Genomic DNA, 19,440 nt, shown 5'->3' with positions numbered 1-19,440 from the left:
GCGGGCTTCAGGACCGTTGCGAGGTAGGTGGCGTGGCAGAGCGGCCGGGCCCTGCGGTTGGCGTCACCGAAAGATCGCGGGAAGCCCCTTGGGGCGGAGCTTCTTGTCCAGCGCGGCGATGCGGGCGCCCTGGGTGGCAAAGGTGTCGCCCGCGGTGAACCGGCAGCCGTCGACGGTCGCGGCGTCGAGGCGCGCGAAGTTCGCGGCGACCTGGGCGGCCGTCGTCATCGTGAGGCCGAGCAGGAATCGCATGCCGGGCAGGGTGCCGGGCGGGCGTACACGTCCCGTACAACTCAGGGGACGGCCAGGCCCCGCTCCCGCAGCGACTGCTCGACGCGCAGGCGTTCGATCTCGCGGTCCATGCCCTCGGGCAGCTCGGCGAGCCGGTGCGGGACGCCGATCTGGCGGCAGGCCTGGGTGAGCAGCTCGTCGTAGGCCTGGCGGGTGCCGTAGCGCCGCGCGGCCGGGGTGCCGGACGGGTAGTCGACGAGCAGCCGGTGCACCCGCCGCAGGTCCGCGGCGACCCGCTCGATCGGCGGCCCCTGCGGCTCCGGCTGCCGCTTCTCCCGCAGCCGGCTCACCACGCCGGGCAGGCGCAGCGCGCACCAGAAGAGCACCGTGGGAGCGATGCAGACCACGGCGAACAGGATCAGGTTCCCGAGGACGCCTCCGGCGCCGGCCATGCACTGATGGTAAGCCCGCGACGCGCCGCCGGCGCACCCATTTTCGGACGCCGCGCTCGCTACCGGGGTCGTGAGTGGGAAACAGGGTTAGAACACTGTTTCCCACTCACGACCGGCGAGCGGCTACGGGAGGTCCAGGGCCGCCGGGGGTGTTTCTTCGGTGAGCCAGAGAACTCCGGCGGGCGGGAGCTGGAGGATCGCCGAGGCCGGCTGGCCGTGCCAGGGTGAGTCCGTGGCCTCGACGAGACCCAGGTTGCCGACGCCCGAGCCGCCGTAGCTCTCGGCGTCGGTGTTGACCACCTCGCGCCAGCGGCCCGCGGCCGGCAGGCCGACCCGGTAGTCGTGGTGCGGGACGCCGGCGAAGTTGGCGACGCACGCCAGCCGCGAGCCGTCGGCGCCGATGCGCAGGAAGCTCAGCACGTTGCCGCTGGAGTCGTTGGCGTCGATCCAGGCGAAGCCCTCCGGCGAGGTGTCCTGGCTGAACAGCGCCGGCGTCGACTTGTACACCGAGTTCAGCGCCCGCAGCAGGTCCTGGACGCCGCGGTGCAGCGGCTCGTCCAGCAGGTGCCAGTCGAGCGACCGCTCCTCCGACCACTCGGACGGCTGGCCGAACTCGCCGCCCATGAACAGCAGCTGCTTGCCCGGGTGCGCCCACATGAACGCCAGCAGCGAACGCAGCCCGGCCGCCTTGTTCCAGGCGTCACCCGGCATGCGGCCCCACAGGGATCCCTTGCCGTGCACCACTTCGTCGTGCGAAAGCGGCAGGACGAAGTTCTCGCTCCAGGCGTACACCAGCGAGAACGTCATCTCGTTGTGGTGGTAGGCGCGGTGGATCGGCTCGTGGGACAGGTAGCGGAGCGTGTCGTGCATCCACCCCATGTTCCACTTGAAGCCGAACCCGAGACCGCCCAGGTGCGTCGGGCGCGTGACGCCGGGCCACGCCGTCGACTCCTCGGCCACCATCACGATGCCCGGGTGTCGCTTGTAGACGGTCGCGTTCAGCTCCTGCAGGAACCGCACCGCGTCCAGGTTTTCCCGGCCGCCGTACTGGTTCGGCAGCCACTCCCCTTCCTTGCGGGAGTAGTCGAGGTAGAGCATCGACGCCACCGCGTCGACGCGCAGGCCGTCGAGGTGGAACTCCTCGATCCAGAACAGCGCGTTCGCGACGAGGAAGTTGCGGACCTCGTTGCGGCCGAAGTCGAACACGAGCGTGCCCCAGTCGGGCTGCTCGCCGCGGCGCGGGTCCGCGTGCTCGTACAGCGCGGTGCCGTCGAACTTCGCCAGCGCCCAGATGTCCTTCGGGAAGTGCGCGGGCACCCAGTCGACGAGCACGCCGATCCCCCGCTGGTGCAGGCGGTCGACGAAGTAGCGGAAGTCGTCCGGCGAGCCGAACCGGGACGTCGGCGCGTAGTACGACGTCACCTGGTAGCCCCACGAGCCGCCGAACGGGTGCTCCGACACCGGCAGCAGCTCGACGTGCGTGAAGCCGGTCTCGAGGACGTAGTCGCCGAGCTGGTCGGCCAGCTCGCGGTAGTTCAGCCCGGGACGCCACGAGCCGAGGTGGACCTCGTAGACGCTCATCGGCGCCGCGGCCCACTGGGTCGCCTCGCGCTGCGCGACCCACTCGTCGTCTTCCCAGCGGTAGGCCGAGCGCGTGACGACCGACGCCGTCGCGGGCGGCAGCTCGGTGCCGAACGCCATCGGGTCGGCCTTCTCCTGCCAGTTCCCGTCGGCGCCGAGGATCCGGAACTTGTAGCAGGTGCCGGCCCCGACCCCGGGCACGAACAGCTCCCAGATCCCGGACGAGCCGAGCGAGCGCATGGCGTGCCCGCGCCCGTCCCAGCCGTTGAAGTCGCCGATCACGCGGATGCCGCGGGCGTTCGGCGCCCAGACCGCGAACGACGTGCCCTCGACGACGCCGCCGGGCGTGTCGTAGGAGCGCAGGTGCGCGCCGAGCGCCTCCCAGAGCCGCTCGTGGCGCCCTTCGCCGATCAGGTGCAGGTCCAGCTCGCCGACCGTGGGCAGCCAGCGGTACGGGTCGTCCGCGGTGACGCTGTGGCCGTCGTACTCGACCTCCAACCGGTAGTCGCCGGGGTGCTCCGGGACGGCGACGGCGAACAGCGCGTCGATCACCGGCTCCATCGGGTACCGGTGCTCACCCACGGTCAGCGCGACGGCCTTGGCCCCGGGCAGCAGCGCCCGCGCCGCGAACCCCTTGCCCACTTTGTGCACGCCCAGCACCGAGTGCGGGTCGTGGTGTGACCCGGCCAGCAGCCGGTCGATGTCGGCGGCCGGCGGGGCCGCGTCCGGCAGGTTCTCCGGTACCGCGTTCACGATCCTCACCCATCTCCCCGCATGATCCGGGCGATCGAGGCGAGCGGGACGCCCAGCCAGTCGGGCCGGTTCGCGTGCTCGTAGCTCACTTCGTAGATCGCCTTGTCCAGTTCGAACGCGCGCAGCAGCTCGCGCTGGTCGCGGGGGTCGGCCGCGACCGCGGCGTACCCCTCGCAGAACGCCGTGCGGTTGCGGTCCGACCACTCCTGCGCCCGCTCGACGAGCTCCGGGTCGTCCGGCTGCCCGACCAGCATCTGCTGGGCGGCGTAGTCGAACGACCTCAGCATGCCCGCCACGTCGCGCAACGGCGACCGGAGCGCGTGCCGCTCCTCGACCGGGGCCGCCGGCTCGCCCTCGAAGTCGATGAGCAGCCAGCCGGTGACCGTCCGCAGCACCTGGCCCAGGTGCAGGTCGCCGTGGATGGGCTGCATCGAGACCGAGTCGGCGGGCAGCGCCCGCAGCGTCTCGAACGACGCCCGCAGCGCCGGCGCGTGCTCGGCCAGCTCCGGGACCCGGCCGGCGACGGTGTCCAGCCGCGCGATCATCGCCTTCATCGTGCGGTCCAGCTCGTCGGCGTCGACACCCTCGGTGCCGAGCGCCTCGGCCAGGTCCGCGTGCACCTCGGCGACCGCGCGGCCCAGCCGCTCGGCCTCGCCGGCGAAGTCGCCGCCGACCTCCTCGGCGTGCCGCTCCGGGCCGGCCATCAGGTCGCGGACGCTGGTGGTGGCCATCGCCCAGCCGTCGACGGCGTCCGGGATGAACTGCTGGAGCATGCCGACCGTGGTCGGCTCGCCGTCCAGGTCGCCGGTGATCGAGCCGAGCGGCTGCGCGATGTGCTTGCTGCCGACCTCCTGCAGCGCGCGGTGCAGCACCAGGTCCTTGTTCTGGCCCGGGGTCAGCTTGCGGAACAGCTTGAGGATGTACTGGCCGCCGTAGACCAGCGACGTGTTGCTCTGCTCCGAGGAGATCGGCCGGGCGCGCAGCCCGGTGTCCAGCTCGACGCCGGGCTCGTGCCCGAAGCCGAGCGCGCCGACGCGCCCCTCGCTCGCCATCAGGTCCAGCAGCACGCCGGTCAGGTCCGCGTCCGCGGACGCCTCGTAGGCGTTCAGGTCCCCGCCGGCGATGATCCAGCTGCCCGACGCGATCTCCGGCGGGTGCGTCCGGCGGCCCACCAGCAGCTGGTAGGGCTCGCGCCGGTCGTCCTGGGTCACCTCCACCACCACGTGCAGCAGCTGGGGGTCACCCTCGACCAGCTCGGTCACGCCGAGCGGCCGGACACCGGTCACCGGCCGGTCCTTGCCGGCGAACCAGCGTTGTTCGGGCAGCCATCGGGCCAGATCGCCGGTCAGTGCGTCGACCAGCTTTCTGGTCTCGGACACGGAACTCACCTCGCTTCGCCTTCGTCTCCCGGGGTAGTCAGCTGGAACCAGTAGAAGCCGTGTCCCGGCAGCGTCAGCAGGTAGGACAGCTCCCCGATGCCGGGGAAGCGCACGCCGCCGGTCAGCTCGACCGGGACGCACCCGCGGTGCGCCGACAGGTCCAGCTCCACCGGCTGCGGGAACCGGGAGAGGTTGTTGACGCAGAGCACCACGTCCTCCCCGCCGTCCGGGCGCCGCCACTGGCGCTTGTAGGCCAGCACGCTCGGGTTGGAGCCACCGAGGTCGATGAACTCACCTTGGGCGAAGGCCTGGTGCTGCTTGCGCACCTCGATCATCCGCCGGGTCCAGTTGAGCAGGGAGGACTCGTTGTTGGACTGCGCTTCGACGTTCAGGCCCTGGTAGCCGTAGACCGGGTCCATGATCACCGGGAGGTAGATCCGGCCCGGATCGCAGGAGGAGAACCCGGCGTTGCGGTCCGGGGTCCACTGCATGGGTGTGCGCACCGCGTCGCGGTCCCCGAGCCAGATGTTGTCTCCCATGCCGATCTCGTCACCGTAGTACAGAACGGGCGAACCCGGGAGGGACAGCAGCATCGCCGTGAAGAGCTCCTGCTGGTTCCGGTCGTTGTCCAGCAGCGGAGCCAGCCGGCGGCGGATGCCGATGTTGGCCTTCATCCGCGGGTCCTTGGCGTACTCCGTGTACATGTAGTCGCGCTCTTCGTCGGTGACCATCTCGAGGGTCAGCTCGTCGTGGTTGCGCAGGAAGATGCCCCACTGGGTGCCGGCCGGGATCTCCGGGGTCTGGACGAGGATCTCCGAGATCGGGAACCGCGACTCGCGGCGCACGGCCATGAAGATCCGCGGCATCAGCGGGAAGTGGAACGCCATGTGGCACTCGTCGCCGCCGACCGCCGGGTCGCCGAAGTACTCGACGACGTCGGAGGGCCACTGGTTCGCCTCGGCCAGCAGGATCCGCCCGGGGTACTCGTCGTCGACGACCTTGCGGCAGCGCTTGAGGAACTCGTGCGTGCGCGGCAGGTTCTCGCAGTTGGTGCCCTCCTGCTCGAACAGGTACGGCACGGCGTCGAGGCGGAACCCGTCGATGCCCAGGTCGAGCCAGAAGCGCAGGGTGTCGATCATCGCGTTCTGGACGTCGGGGTTCTCGAAGTTGAGGTCCGGCTGGTGGGAGAAGAACCGGTGCCAGTAGAACTGGCCGCGCACCGGGTCGTACGTCCAGTTGGACGATTCGGTGTCGACGAAGATGATCCGCGCGTCGGCGTAGCGGGAGTCGTCGTCGCTCCACACGTAGTAGTCGCCGTACGGGCCGTCCGGGTCCTGGCGGGACTGCTGGAACCACGGGTGCGCGTCCGAGGTGTGGTTGAGCACCAGGTCGGTGATCACCCGGATGCCGCGCCGGTGCGCCTCGTTCAGCAGGAAGACGAAGTCCTCGACGCTGCCGAACTCCGGCAGCACCGCCCGGAAGTCGCTGATGTCGTACCCGCCGTCGCGCAGCGGCGACGCGTAGAACGGCGGCAGCCACAGGCAGTCGATGCCGAGCCACGCCAGGTAGTCCAGGCGGCCGGCCAGGCCGCGCAGGTCGCCGGTGCCGTCGCCGTTGGAGTCGGCGAACGCGCGCACCAGCACCTCGTAGAACACCGCGCCCTTGAACCACTCCGGGTTGCTGGGCGCCTGCTGCGCCGAGCGGAAGTCCTCGGCCTGGGGTTCGACGAGCATCCCGTCGGCCGTCATCGCCTCACCGGTGTGCGGCACACCCTCGAGCCCGAGTGCCGCGTCGGGGCGGGCTTCCTCCGCCATGTGTTCCACCTCAGTCCCTCGATCCGTTCCTTCCCTGCTACCCGGCCAGCCGCCGCCGGACCGACACCACGTGGGCCACGGCCCGCCACGGTTCGAGCCGGACGAAGTTGGCCTGGCCCCAGTCCCACGTGTCACCGGTGACCTCGTCGTGCGCGATCAGCCGCTCGTGCGCTTCGAAGCCGAGTGCCCCCGTGTCGAGCCACAACGTGCCCTCCTGCGGCCCGTAGGGGTCGAGGGTCACGACGGTGACCACCGTGTCACCGGTGGCCGGGTCCTGTTTGGAGTAGGCCAGCAGCGCGTCGTTGTCGACGTGGTGGAAGTGCAGGGTGCGCATCTGCTGCAGCGCCGGGTGCGCGCGGCGGACGGCGTTCAGCTTCGCGATCCACGGCTCCAGCGACCGGCCTTCGGCAAGCGCGCGGTCGAAGTCGCGCGGGCGCAGCTGGTACTTCTCGGAGTCGAGGTACTCCTCGCTGCCGTCGCGGACCGGGACGTGCTCGAACAGCTCGTAACCCGAATAGACGCCCCACGTCGGCGCGATCGTCGCGGCGAGCGCGGCCCGCAGCGCGAACATGCCGGGGCCGCCGCGCTGCAGCGACTCGTGGAGGATGTCCGGGGTGTTGACGAACAGGTTCGGCCGGCCCTCGTTCCAGTGGTCCCGCAGGTCCACGGCGAAGTCGATCAGCTCCTGCTTGCCGGTCCGCCAGGTGAAGTACGTGTAGCTCTGGGTGAAGCCGAGCCGGGCCAGGCCCCACAGCCGCGCCGGGCGGGTGAAGGCCTCGGCCAGGAACAGGACGTCCGGGTGGGCGTCCTTCACCGACTGGATCAGCCAGGCCCAGAAGTCCGGCGGCTTGGTGTGCGGGTTGTCGACCCGGAAGATCTTGACCCCGTGGTCGACCCAGACGTTGACGACCCGCAGCATCTCCTCGTAGACGGCCTTGGGGTCGTTGTCGAAGTTGATCGGGTAGATGTCCTGGTACTTCTTCGGCGGGTTCTCGGCGTACGCGATCGAGCCGTCCGGCCGGGTGGTGAAGAACTCGGGGTGCTTGAGGACCCACGGGTGGTCGGGCGCGGCCTGCAGCGCGAAGTCGAGCGCCACCTCCATGCCCAGCTCTTCCGAGCGGGCGACGAAGGCGTCGAAGTCGTCAAAGGTGCCGAGGTCGGGGTGGATGGCGTCGTGGCCGCCCTCGTCGGCGCCGATCGCCCACGGCGACCCGACGTCGTCCGGGGTCGCGTCGAGGGTGTTGTTGGGGCCCTTGCGGTTCACCCGGCCGATCGGGTGGATCGGCGGCAGGTAGACGACGTCGAAGCCCATCCCGGCGACCCGGTCGAGCGCGGCCGCGGCGGTGGTGAACGTGCCGTGCACGGCCCTGCCCTCGGCGTCGAGGCCGCCGGTGGAGCGCGGGAACAGCTCGTACCAGGACCCGAAGGCGGCGCGCCTGCGGTCGACCCACAGCTTGAACGGCTTGCCCTTGGTGATCAGCTCGCGCACCGGGAACTCGTGCATCAGCTGGCGGACCTCGGGCGACAGCGCGGGCCCGACGCGCTCGGCGAGGCTCAGCTCTTCGTTGCGCAGCGCGACGACCGCGCCGGTGAGGAGCGCCTTTTCGGCCCGGCGGTCCGGGCGGCGGGAGACGCGCTCCAGCAGCCGGGCGCCGTTCTCGATGTCGTTGGCCAGGTCCTCGGGCCCCTGCCCGGCGGCGACCTTCACCTCGACGGCGTGCTCCCACGTCGCCCAGGGGTCGCTCCACGCGTCGATCCGGTAGGTCCAGAGTCCGGTGGTGTCGGGGACGATCACCGCGGCGAACTCGTCCGGGTGGTCGGGTCCGCGCGGGACCATCCGGGCCTGGCGCGTCAGGCGGTCGCCGGGGCCGCGCCACGCGACGGTGGCCGCGACGGCGTCGTGGCCTTCGCGCCAGACCGTCGCGGTGACGGGAATGTGCTCCCCCGCAACGGCTTTGGCCGGATACCGGCCGCAGCTCACGCTGGGGGAGACGTCGTCGATACCGAGCCGGCCGGTCATGGGCAACGCCCCTCGATCTGTGGGTGTGGACTCAGGCGTCGTCAGTCTGCCCGACTCGATCACGCACGATCGAGGCAGGTCTCCCTTGTCCTGTACCCAGACTCGTTCGAGTGAAACGCTTTCCCGGCAAAGGTTCCCGGCGGATGTCCGGCGGGTTACGACGAGACGCCACCCTAGCCAGGCGGCGGCGCCGCGGCGGGATGGATACCCGAATGGACGATCGCGGCGGCCGCCTTTCGGCTACGCGTCAGTAGCTCTCCGCCGGGGGCTCCGCCGCCAGGCGCGGCGCCCGCAGCAACAGCAGCGAGCGCGATTGCAGTGTCACCCGGCTCTTCGGCTCCAGCGGGCCCGGGTGCGCCGGGCTGCCGTCGCCGGTGCTCGTGTCGAGGGTCGGCTTGAACGTCTCGCCGTACTCGTGGCCGGGCAGCACGACCTCCGCGGTCTCGTCGCCCGCGTGCAGCCACAGCAGCCACGAGTGGTCGGGCACCAGCGCGCCCTCGCGGTTGCGGGCCTGGCTGTTCGAGCCGTCGATCCACATGCCGAGCGTGCGGCGGTCGGCGAACCAGTCGCTCTCGCCGAACTCCTCGCCGTCGGGGCGGAACCAGACCAGGTCCGGCTTGCCGGTGGGCGTGGTCCGGCCTTCGAAGAACTCCGGCTGCCGCAGGGCCGGGCTGCCGGCGCGCAGCCGGACGACCCGGCGGGCGAACGCGAGCATGGCGTCGGCTTCGATGGCCTGGGGCCCCTCGGGGGTCCAATCGAACCAGGACGTCTCGTCGTCGACGCAGTAGGCGTTGTTGTTGCCGTGCTGGGTGCGCCAGAACTCGTCACCCGCGGTGAGCATCGGGGTGCCGGTGGACAGCAGCAGCGTCGCGAACAGGTTGCGCGCCTGCCGGGCCCGCAGGGCGCGGATCTCGGCGTCGCCCGTCTCCCCCTCCGCGCCGTGGTTCCACGAGCGGTTGTCGTTGGTGCCGTCGCGGTTGTCCTCGCCGTTGGCCTCGTTGTGCTTTTCGTTGTAGGACACCAGGTCCCGCAGCGTGAAGCCGTCGTGGGCGGTGATGAAGTTGATCGACTGCCACGGCCGGCGCAGGTTGTGGTCGTACAGGTCCGACGAACCGGACAGCCGGTAGGCCAGGTCGCGGACGCCGGTCGCGCCGCGCCAGAAGTCACGGATCGTGTCGCGGTAGCGGCCGTTCCACTCCGCCCACTGGGCGCCGAAGCCGCCGACGCGGTAGCCCTCGCCGGTCGCGTCCCACGGCTCGGCGATCAGCTTGCAGCGCGAGAGCACCGGGTCGGTGGTGATCGCCGTGAGCAGCGTCGAGGCGGCGTCGAATGCGCCACCGCGCGGCCGCCCGAGGGTGCTGGCCAGGTCGAACCGGAAGCCGTCGACGCCCAGTTCCTGCGTCCAGTAGCGCAGCGAGTCGGTGACCAGCCGGACCACGGTCGGTGAGCCGGCCTCCAGCGTGTTGCCGCAGCCGGTGATGTCGGCCATGTGCCCGCGGTCGGTGTGCAGGTAGTAGACCGGCGCGTTGAGGCCGCGGAAGCTCAGCGTCGGGCCGTCCGGGCCGCCCTCGCAGGTGTGGTTGAACACGACGTCGACGATGACCTCGATGCCGGCCGCGTGCAGCGCCGCCACCATCAGCCGGAACTCCTCGACCTCGTGGCCGGGCTCGCTGGCGTAGGCCGCGTGCGGCGCGAAGAAGCCGAGCGGCGAGTACCCCCAGTAGTTGTGCCGGCCGGCCCGGACCAGGGACGGCTCGTCGAGGAACGAGTGCACCGGCAGGAGCTCCACCGACGTGACGCCGAGCCGGGTCAGGTACTCGATGGCCACCGGGTGGGCCAGGCCGAGGTAGGTGCCGCGCAGCGCCTCGGGGATGAACGGGTGCTGCTGGGTGAACCCCTTGACGTGCAGCTCGTAGATCACCGCCTCTTCGAACGGCACCTCCGGGTGGGCCCCGGTGTCCGGGCCGCCGGGCGAGGCGACGACCGACAGCGGCACGCTGCCGAGTGAGTCCACTGTGGACATCGGGCCGCGGTCCGGGTCGCCGGTGAAGCCCTGGGCGGCGGTCAGGTCGGTGAGCCCGCCGGTGATCTGCCGGGCGTACGGGTCGAGCAGCAGCTTGTGCGGGTTGCAGCGCAGGCCGCGGGCCGGGTCGTAGGGGCCGTGGATGCGGTAGCCGTAGCGCTGCCCGGGGGTCACCCCGGGCACCAGGCCGTGCCAGACGCCGAAGGTGCGCTCGGTGAGCGCGATCCGGCGTTCGGACCCGTCGGCGTCGATCAGGCACAGCTCGACGGCGTCCGCGACGGCCGAGGTGATGGCGAACCGGACCCCGCCCGCCTCCGGGTGGGCGCCGAGCGGGAACGGGCGTCCGGCGAGGACGTGGTCGGCGGAGGGTCGGGTAGCCATTCCTGAATCGTCCCAGATCGAGGTCGGGGCGCGCGCGTCAGTTCGTGCCGGCCAGGACGAACGTCTCCGGCGGCAGGTGCGCGGCCCCGCCGTCCACGGTGGCTTCGCCCCAGGTCAGCAGCGCCTTCGTGGCCCCGAGCGGGAGTGTGACGTCGCCCGGGCCGAAGTTGACCGCCAGCCGCAGCCCGCCGCGGTGCAGCACCAGCCAGGAACTGTCCGGGGCGGCGTCGACGCGCAGGTCCGGGAGCCACGGGCCGGCCAGCTCGGGCCGCTCGCGGCGCAGCCGGATCAGCGTCCGGTACAGCTCGAGCATCTCCCGGTGCCCCGGGCGCTCGACCTCGGCCCAGTCGAGCCTCGAGCGCTCCACCGTCGCCGGGTCCATCGGGTCGGGGACGTCGGACTCGCCCCAGCCGTGCCGGGCGAACTCGCGGCGGCGCCCGGTGCGGACGGCTTCGGCCAGCTCGGGGTCGGGGAAGGAGGCGAAGAACTGCCACGGCGTGCTCGCCGCCCACTCCTCCCCCATGAACACCATCGGCGTGAACGGCGAGCAGAACAGGATCGCCGCGCCGCAGGCCAGCCGGCCCTGGGAGACGGTGGCCGAGAGCCGGTCGCCCGTCGCGCGGTTGCCGATCTGGTCGTGGTCCTGCAGGTAACCGAGGAACCGGTGGCCCGGCACGGTCCGGGTGTCCACCGGGCGGCCGTGGGCCCGCTCCCGGAACGACGACCAGGTCCCGGCGTGGAAGAACACCTCACGCAGGACCTTGGTCAACGCGTCCGGCGCGGCGAAGTCCGCGTAGTAGCCGGAGTCCTCCCCGGTCAGCCGGACGTGCATCGCGTGGTGGAAGTCGTCCGACCACTGGGCGTGTAGGCCGTACCCCCCGCGCTCGCGGGGCGTCACCAGCTTCGGGTCGTTGAGGTCGGACTCGGCGATCAGCGTCAGCAGCCGGTTCAGCCCCGCCGACAGCGTCTCGACCTCGACGGCCAGCTGTTCGAGCAGGTGGGTGGCGCGCCGGTCGAGCAGGGCGTGCACGGCGTCCAGGCGCAGGGCGTCGACGTGGAAGTCGCGGAACCAGGCCAGCGCGTTGTCGACGACGTAGCGGCGGACCTCGTCCGAACCCGGCCCGTCGAGGTTGAGGCCGGGGCCCCAGTCGTTCTGGCCGGCGAAGTACGGCCCGAACCGGTCGAGGTAGGCGCCCGAGGGCCCGAGGTGGTTGTAGACGACGTCGAGCACGACGGCCAGGCCGCGCGCGTGGGCGGCGTCGACGAACCGCTTGAACCCGTCCGGGCCGCCGTAGGGCTCGTGGACCGCGCCCCAGAGGACGCCGTCGTACCCCCAGCCCGCGGTGCCGTCGAAGGAGTTCACCGGCAGCACCTCGACGTGCGTGATCCCCAGCTCCACCAGGTGGTCGAGCCGGTCGATCGCCGCGTCGAAGGTGCCGCCGGGGGTGAACGTGCCGATGTGCAGCTCGTAGACGACGCCGCCGGCGAGCTGCCGCCCGTGCCAGGCGTCGTCGGTCCAGTCGAACTCCGCGTGGTCGTAGACGCGCGATTCCTGGTGCACCCCGTGGGGCTGCCACCGCGACCGCGGGTCCGGCAGCGGCTCGCCGGAGTCGTCGATCAGGAAGGCGTAGTTGACGCCCTCGGCCTCGGCGGACCACCAGCCGCCGTCGCCGCGGGTCATCTCGTGCACGTCGGCGTCGACCCGCACGCGGACGCGCTCAGCCGACGGGGCCCACACGGTGAACGTCATGCGTCTCCTCGCACCAGCAACACGACGGGGTAGCGGTCGAACAGCGTGGCCACGTCCGGGGTGGCGTCGCGGCCGGTCAGGACGTCGGTCCAGACGCCGTCGGGCAGCGGCAGCACGGTGTCGCGCCAGCCGCCGGCCTTGGCGAGGCCGACCGGCAGCCGGGTCACGGCCACGACCAGGCCGGGGCCGCGGTTGTAGGCCAGCACGTGGTCCGCGGCGGCACCTTCGGCGCGCAGCGGGCGGTAGCCGTGGAACAGCGCGGGGTGCTCCTGGCGCAGCTTCAGCGCCTTGTGCGTCACCAGCAGCTTCGCGGCGCCCGAGGCGTCGATCTCCGGCTGCTCGCCCTCGACGACGCGGGCCAGGATCTCGCGGCGGGCCGCGTAGTCGACCGGACGGCGGTTGTCCGGGTCGACCAGCGAGAGGTCCCACAGCTCGGTGCCCTGGTAGACGTCCGGGACGCCGGGCGCGGTCAGCTGCACCAGCTTCTGGCCGAGCGAGTTGCTCCAGCCCGGTCCTTCGATCCGGCTGACGAACTCGGCGATGTCGGCGGCCAGTTCGGCGTCGCCCATGACGTCGTCCGGCCAGGCCGCGACGGCCTTCTCGAACTCCTCGTCGTGGTCGGTCCAGCTGGTGCGGAGCTTGGCTTCCTTGGCCGCCTTGTCGAGGTAGTCCCGCAGCCGGGGCGGCTCGATCGGCCAGGTCGACACCAGCGTCTGCCAGGCCAGGAGGTTGAGCGACGGCTCGTCGATCCCCCGGCTCGCGGTCCACCGGCGGACGGCGTCGGCGAACTCGCCGGGCAGCTCCGCGAGCACCGAGGCCCGGGCCCGGGTGTCCTCGGACCGCTTGGTGTCGTGCGTGGTCAGCGTCGTCATCGCGGCCGGGTATCCGGCGTCGCGGGCGGCCGCCAGCCGGTGGAACTCCTCGACGTCCAGCCCGAACCGGTCCGGGTTGCCGCCGACCTCGTTGAGCGCGGCGAACCGGGTGTAGCGGTAGAAGGTGGTGTCCTCGGTGCCCTTCGCGACGACCATGCCGGACGTCTGCTGGATCCGCGTGGCCAGCTCTCCGCCGGGTTCGGCGCGCACCTGCGCGTCGAGGGCGTCCAGCGCGTCACCCAGATCCGGGCGGGCTTCCCGGGCCGCGGCGATCGCCGTCTCCCAGTGCTGCTCGCCCTCGGGCAGGTAGGAGCGGTAGACCGGGAACGCCACCATGGTCTCGGCAACGGCTTCCCGGGCGGCCTCGGTGTTCTCGTGGTGCAGCAGCGCCGCGATCCGCCGGACCTCGGCGACCAGGATCCGGTCGGTGACCAGGCGCCGGGCCTCGGCCTCAACGTCGTGGTAGCCGGTCCGGACGCCGAGCTCGTCCGCCAGCGCGGTGTACGCGGGCTCGGCGGCCGGGTCGACGAACACGCCGGCGATCTCGCGCAGGGCGTCGTACCCGGTGGTGCCGTCGACCGGCCAGCTCTGCGGCAGCGGCTCACCCGGGTGCAGGATCTTCTCCGCGACGATCCACGCTCCCGGCGCGTTCTCCCGCAGCCGCCGGAAGTACCCGCCCGGGTCGGCGAGGCCGTCCGGGTGGTCGACGCGCAGGCCGGTGACGTCGCCGTCGGCGACCCAGCGCAGCACCTCGCCGTGCGTCTCGGCGAACACCACCGGGTCCTCGACGCGGACCGCGGCCAGGTTCGTGATGTCGAAGAACCGCCGGTAGGTCAGCTCCGCGTTGCCGCGCCGCCAGCCGACCAGCCGGTAGTGCTGACGCTCGTGGACCTCCTGCGGTGTGCCCTCGCCGGTGCCCGGCGCGATCGGGAACCGGTGGTCGTAGTAGACGAGTTCGCCGCCTTCGACGGTCAGTTCGCTCACGGCGTCGTCGTCGCCCAGCACCGGCAGCAGGATCGGGCCGCGGTCCCAGTCGACGTCGTAGAACGCCGCGTGCTCCGAGTCGCGGCCGTGCGTGAGCACGTCCCACCACCAGCGGTTCACCTTCGGCGTCTCGACCGACATGTGGTTGGGCACGATGTCGACGACCAGGCCGAGCCCGGCCTCCTTGAGCTGCTTCGACAGCTCCTGACGGGCGGTTTCGCCACCCAGCTCGGGCCGCGCGCGGGTCGGGTCGACCACGTCGTAGCCGTGGGTCGAGCCCGGCGTCGCGTCCAGCACCGGCGACGCGTAGAGCGCGCCGATGCCCAGGTCACGCAGGTAGCCGGTCAGCCCCGCGGCGTCGGCGAAGGTGAACTCCGGGCGCAGCTGCACCCGGTAGGTCGACTCCGGCACCGTCATTCCGTCTCCGTCCGCTGGAGCACGATCAGCGACCGCGCGGGCAGGGTGAGCTTGCCGCCGCCTTCGATCGGCTCCGCGTCCGCCGGCTCGACCTCGCCGGTCGCGGAGTCGATGACGACCGTCCAGGCCTGGCCGTAGCCGTTGCCCGGCAGCGTGGCGTCGATGTCCTCGTAGTGCGCGTTGAAGGCGAGCAGGAACGAGTCGTCCTCGACCGACATGCCGCGCGGGTCGAGGTCCGGGATCGCCTTGCCGTTGAGGAAGACCACGACGGCCTTGCCGAAGCCGTCGTCCCAGTTCTGCTCGGTCATCTCCTCGCCGGCCGGGGTGAACCAGGCGATGTCGCCGAGCTTGTCGCCCTTGCCGACCGGGCCGCCCTGGAAGAAGCGGCGGCGGCGGAACACCGGGTGGCGGTGGCGGAACGCCGTCAGCCCGCCGGTGAACCGGACCAGGCCGGCGTTCTGCTTGGCCAGCTCCCAGTCCATCCAGGCGATCTCGGAGTCCTGGCAGTAGACGTTGTTGTTGCCCTGCTGGGTGCGGCCGATCTCGTCGCCGTGCAGGATCATCGGCACGCCCTGGGACAGGAGGATCGTGGCGAGCATGTTGCGCTGCTGGCGGATGCGCAGCTCGTTCACCTCCGGGTCGTCGGTCTCGCCCTCGACACCGCAGTTCCACGAGCGGTTGTCGTCGGCGCCGTCCCGGCCGTCCTCGCCGTTGGCCTCGTTGTGCTTTTCGTTGTAGGACACCAGGTCCCGCAGCGTGAAGCCGTCGTGCGCGGTGACGAAGTTGATCGACGCGAACGGGCGGCGGCCGTCGTCCTGGTAGAGGTCCGACGAGCCGGTGATCCGCGACGCGAACTCACCCAGCGTCGAGGGCTCGCCCCGCCAGAAGTCCCGGACGGTGTCGCGGTACTGCCCGTTCCACTCCGTCCACAGGGGAGGGAAGTTGCCGACCTGGTAGCCACCGGGGCCGACGTCCCACGGCTCGGCGATCAGCTTGACCTGGCTCACGATCGGGTCCTGCTGCACCAGGTCGAAGAACGTGGACAGCCGGTCGACGTCGTAGAACTCGCGCGCCAGCGCCGAAGCGAGGTCGAAGCGGAAGCCGTCGACGTGCATCTCGGTCACCCAGTACCGCAGCGAGTCCATGATCAGCTGCAGGGTGTGCGGGTTGCGCACGTTCATCGAGTTCCCGGTACCCGTGTAGTCCATGTAGTACTCGGGCTCCGCTTCCACCAGCCGGTAGTAGGCCTCGTTGTCGATGCCGCGCATCGACAACGTCGGCCCGAGGTGGTTGCCCTCCGCGGTGTGGTTGTAAACCACGTCGAGGATCACTTCGATGCCGGCCTCGTGGAAGGCCTTGACCATGCCCTTGAACTCCTGGACCTGGCCACCCTCGCCGGGCATCGCGGCGTACGCGTCGTGCGGCGCGAAGAACCCGATCGTGTTGTAGCCCCAGTAGTTCGTGAGGCCCTTCTCCTCCAGGCCGTGGTCGGAGACGAACTGGTGCACGGGCAGCAGCTCCACGGCGGTGACGCCGATCTTCTGCAGGTGCTCGACCACGGCGGGGTGCGCCATGCCGGCGTACGTGCCGCGCAGCGCCTCCGGCACGAACGGGTGATTCACCGTCATGCCCTTGACGTGCGCCTCGTAGATGACCGTCTCGTTGTAGGGCCGCCGCGGCTGGCGGTCGTTGCCCCAGTCGAAGTACGGGTTCGCCACGAGCGAATACGGCACGCGGCCCGCGGAGTCGGCGTCGTTGCGCTCCTCCGGGTTGTCGAACTGGTACCCGAACAGCGATTCGTCCCACTTCACGCCGTGGGACACGGCCTTCGCGTACGGGTCGATCAGCAGCTTGTTCGGGTTGCAGCGCAGGCCGCGGCTCGGGTCGTACGGGCCGTGCACGCGGAAGCCGTAGCGCTGGCCGGGGCCGACGTTGAGCAGGTAACCGTGGTGGACGAAGCCGTCGACCTCTTCGAGCGTGTGCCGCGTCTCGTTGCCGTCGCCGTCGAACAGGCACAGTTCGACCCGCTCCGCCACTTCGGAGAAGAGGGCGAAGTTCGTCCCCACTCCGTCGTAGGTGGCGCCGAGCGGGTAGGGCGTTCCGGGCCAGGGCCGCACTGGTCTCTCCTCGAGCTTCGGGTGGTGCCGGGGGCGTCCGCACTCGCGGACACATCAGGGGGTCGTGCGCAGCGGTATACCCGTTACCCGGGCAAAGGACGCGCCGCCGCGAGCGGCGCGACCGCGGCGCGCACCCCCTTCGCGGTGAAGAAGCCGTCGACGCTGACGGGAAGGGGGATCCGCCAGTTAGGGTACTGGTCGATGGTTCCCGGCAGATTCGGCTGCCGTACCTGGCCCGTGACGTCGGCCGGAGAGGTCAGCACCAGCCGGGACGCGGCTTTCGCCAGCAGGGTGTGCAGCGCGACGACCGGGTCGCCGTCCGGGATCCCTTCGCGCGCAACGAGTTCGAACAAAGCTTCACGTTCGTCCGCCGCGGCCTGGCGTTCGGCCTCCACGCCGCGGTCCAGCAGCCCCAGCTCGGCGCGGACCCGGACGTGCTCGGCGGCCAGCCAGCCGGCGACCGTCGGCAGGTCGTGGGTGGAGATGCTGGCCATCGCGTCCGGGTCCCAGCCGGCCGGGTCCGTGAACGGGTGGCCGGGGGTGTCCCAGTCGCGTTCGAACCACAGGACGGCCGAGCTCAACATGCCGCGTTCGTGCATGGTCTCGGTGACGACGTCCTCGACGGTCCCGAGGTCCTCCCCCACGACCACGGCGCCGGCCCGGTGCGCTTCGAGCGCCAGGACGCCGACCATCGCCTCGGCGTCGTAGTGGACGTAGGTGCCGCGGTGCGCGGGCTCGCCCGGCGGGATCCACCAGAGCCGCCAGAGCCCGGCGATGTGGTCGACGCGGATGCCGTCGGCGTAGCGCAGCACGCCCCGGATGACGTCCCGGAACGGCGCGTACCCGGCCTCGGCGAGCTTGTCCGGCCGCCACGGCGGCAGGTTCCAGTCCTGGCCCTGCTGGTTGAAGGCGTCCGGCGGCGCGCCGACCCGCACGTCGGCGGCGAAGACGTCCCGCACGGCCCAGGTGTCGGCCCCGCCGGGGTGCACGCCGACCGGCAGGTCGTGCACGATCCCGACGGTCATCCCGGCCTCGCGGGCCCGGGTCCGCGCCGCGGCCAGCTGGACCCGGCAGAGGTGCTGGAGCCAGACGTAGAAGCCGACGCGGTCTTTGAGCTCTTCGCGCGCCTTTGCGACCTCTTCCCCGGCCGGGTCACGCAGGGGCTCGGGCCAGTCCCGCCAGTCGGCGCCGTGCTGCTCGGCGAGGGCGCAGAAGACGGCGAAGCCGTCGAGGTCGGCGTCGTCGGGCAGCTCTTCCACCCGGTGCGGCCAGAGCAGCTCGAGCGCGGCGCGCTTGGCCGTCCAGACGGCGTCGTAGTCGATCAGCTCGCCGTCGCGGTCCGGGGCCAGCGAGCGGACGGCGTCCTGGGTGGCCTCGCCGGCTTGGCCGAAGGTCTCGGTGGCCGTGACGTTCAGGTAGATCGGGTTGGCGAACCGCCGGCTCGCGGGCGAGTACGGCGAGCGTTCGACGGGGTGGGCGGGGCTGAAGGCCTGGACGGGGTTGACCAGCAGCACCCCGGCGTCGAGCTCGGCGGCAGAGCGGGCGGCGAACGTTGCCAGGTCGGCGTAGTCGCCGATGCCCCAGGAGCCGGCCGAGTGCAGGGCGTAGAGCTGCAGCATCCAGCCCCACGCGGGGTGGACGGCGGGCAGCTTCGCCGGCACGACGGCGAGGGTGACGTCCTGCTCGGCGGTGACCACCCGGTGCCAGCCGAGCGGCAGGTCGGCGGGCAGCGCGCCCTCGATTCGCCGTCGGCTGCCGTCCTCGAGCACGACCTCGGCGTCCGTGCCGAGCACCCGGGTGGCGCCCTCCTGGACGACGATCGTCGGCGGCAGCGCCCCCGCGGGCCGGGCTTCACGCACGGCCGTCAACGCGGCCGCGACGGCGTCGTCGCTGGTCGCGTCGACGCCGAACTGCCGCAGGACGGCGACGACGACGTCGTCGTCCACCTCGACCCACACCTGGTCCGAGTTCTCGTACCGGGTGGCGATGCCGTGGGCGTCGGCCAGCTGGTGCAGGGGGCTGCGGTCTTCGTCGGGCAACTCGTGGCCGGGCGTCTCGTGGGGCACTGGCACAGCATTCCGGTGCCCGGCCGTTCGCGCCATCTGCGCCGGATGACATCACTCGGGACGTTTCCGCCCCCGCCCCGTGACCAGCACCGCGGCTCCCGCAAGCACCATCACCACACTGGCCGCGACGTGCAACGACGACGGCAGCACGTGCAACTGGACGAACCAGCTGGGCGAACTGGCACCGAGCACCCGGTTGAGCAGCCCACCCCCACCCTGGACGACGAGCAGCATCCCAATCAGCTCACCCACGGTGACGCTCCCCACCCAGGCGATGCCAATCCCAGACCCACGCACACCCCCACCCGGGCGGCCGCGCACCACCACATCCGTGACAACCGCCCGGCACCGCTACCCGCGGCCCCGGCGGCTCGGGCTCGCTTGCCTCACCCGCAGGCCTGCGGGTGAGCGACTCTGCTGTGGACGGATGCTCTGTCGCGGCCACCGGGCTCACCTCGCGAGTTCTCGCAACCACACCCGCCGACCCATCCCCAGCCACCTCGCCACGCCTCCGCGACACCACTCCAGGCGGCACCACCGGGCTCACGTCGCAGGTCCGCGCAACCACATCCGACAATCCATCCTCGGTCGCGCCACCGC

12 protein-coding genes are annotated in these 19,440 nt (G+C 71.6%); all 12 read right to left on the bottom strand.

All coding sequences use genetic code 11. The features are described from left to right. Window positions 1–63: 63 nt before the first annotated feature. Complete coding sequence (locus tag VA596_RS41090) at window positions 64–252, bottom strand: hypothetical protein (protein ID WP_323334917.1); 189 nt, start codon at window positions 250–252, stop codon at window positions 64–66. A gap of 41 nt (window positions 253–293) precedes the next feature. Continuing rightward, window positions 294–683, bottom strand: coding sequence for a hypothetical protein (locus VA596_RS41085; protein WP_323334915.1), 390 nt, complete (start codon window positions 681–683; stop codon window positions 294–296). A 123-nt stretch (window positions 684–806) separates the two neighbouring features. Beyond that, entirely contained in the window at window positions 807–3,017 is a 2,211-nt protein-coding gene (gene glgB, locus VA596_RS41080; protein WP_323334914.1) for a 1,4-alpha-glucan branching protein GlgB, read from the bottom strand. A gap of 5 nt (window positions 3,018–3,022) precedes the next feature. Then, entirely contained in the window at window positions 3,023–4,396 is a 1,374-nt protein-coding gene (locus VA596_RS41075; protein WP_323334911.1) for a maltokinase N-terminal cap-like domain-containing protein, read from the bottom strand. Between the two features lie 5 nt (window positions 4,397–4,401). Then, window positions 4,402–6,210: a maltose alpha-D-glucosyltransferase gene (gene treS, locus VA596_RS41070; protein WP_323334910.1), complete on the bottom strand. Its 1,809-nt coding sequence runs from the start codon at window positions 6,208–6,210 to the stop codon at window positions 4,402–4,404. A 37-nt stretch (window positions 6,211–6,247) separates the two neighbouring features. Beyond that, on the bottom strand, window positions 6,248–8,230 hold the full coding sequence (locus VA596_RS41065; protein WP_323334907.1) for an alpha-1,4-glucan--maltose-1-phosphate maltosyltransferase: 1,983 nt from the start codon (window positions 8,228–8,230) through the stop codon (window positions 6,248–6,250). Between the two features lie 247 nt (window positions 8,231–8,477). Then, window positions 8,478–10,634 carry a glycogen debranching protein GlgX gene (gene glgX / locus VA596_RS41060; protein ID WP_323334906.1) on the bottom strand — a complete coding sequence of 719 codons (2,157 nt, stop codon included), beginning with the start codon at window positions 10,632–10,634 and terminating at the stop codon, window positions 8,478–8,480. Window positions 10,635–10,671: 37 nt separating this feature from the next. Beyond that, window positions 10,672–12,384, bottom strand: coding sequence for a malto-oligosyltrehalose trehalohydrolase (gene treZ / locus VA596_RS41055; RefSeq protein ID WP_323334904.1), 1,713 nt, complete (start codon window positions 12,382–12,384; stop codon window positions 10,672–10,674). Beyond that, on the bottom strand, window positions 12,381–14,657 hold the full coding sequence (treY, locus tag VA596_RS41050) for a malto-oligosyltrehalose synthase (protein ID WP_323334902.1): 2,277 nt from the start codon (window positions 14,655–14,657) through the stop codon (window positions 12,381–12,383). The genes treZ and treY overlap by 4 nt, the downstream gene beginning before the upstream one ends. Then, a complete protein-coding gene (glgX, locus tag VA596_RS41045; RefSeq protein WP_323334900.1) occupies window positions 14,654–16,774 on the bottom strand; it encodes a glycogen debranching protein GlgX in 2,121 nt (706 codons plus the stop codon). The genes treY and glgX (VA596_RS41045) overlap by 4 nt, the downstream gene beginning before the upstream one ends. Window positions 16,775–16,857: 83 nt before the next feature. Next, window positions 16,858–18,876 (bottom strand): 4-alpha-glucanotransferase, encoded by a 2,019-nt coding sequence (gene malQ / locus VA596_RS41040; RefSeq protein ID WP_410171968.1) that lies wholly within the window; start codon window positions 18,874–18,876, stop codon window positions 16,858–16,860. A gap of 15 nt (window positions 18,877–18,891) precedes the next feature. Continuing rightward, window positions 18,892–19,092 (bottom strand): hypothetical protein, encoded by a 201-nt coding sequence (locus VA596_RS41035; RefSeq protein ID WP_323334899.1) that lies wholly within the window; start codon window positions 19,090–19,092, stop codon window positions 18,892–18,894. Window positions 19,093–19,440: the final 348 nt, after the last annotated feature.

It is taken from the genome of Amycolatopsis heterodermiae (assembly GCF_034929455.1).
In the GTDB taxonomy this organism is placed as follows: domain Bacteria; phylum Actinomycetota; class Actinomycetes; order Mycobacteriales; family Pseudonocardiaceae; genus Amycolatopsis; species Amycolatopsis heterodermiae.
Note: the sequence above shows the minus strand (reverse complement) of the source record. Positions and strands in the feature narration are given on the sequence as shown.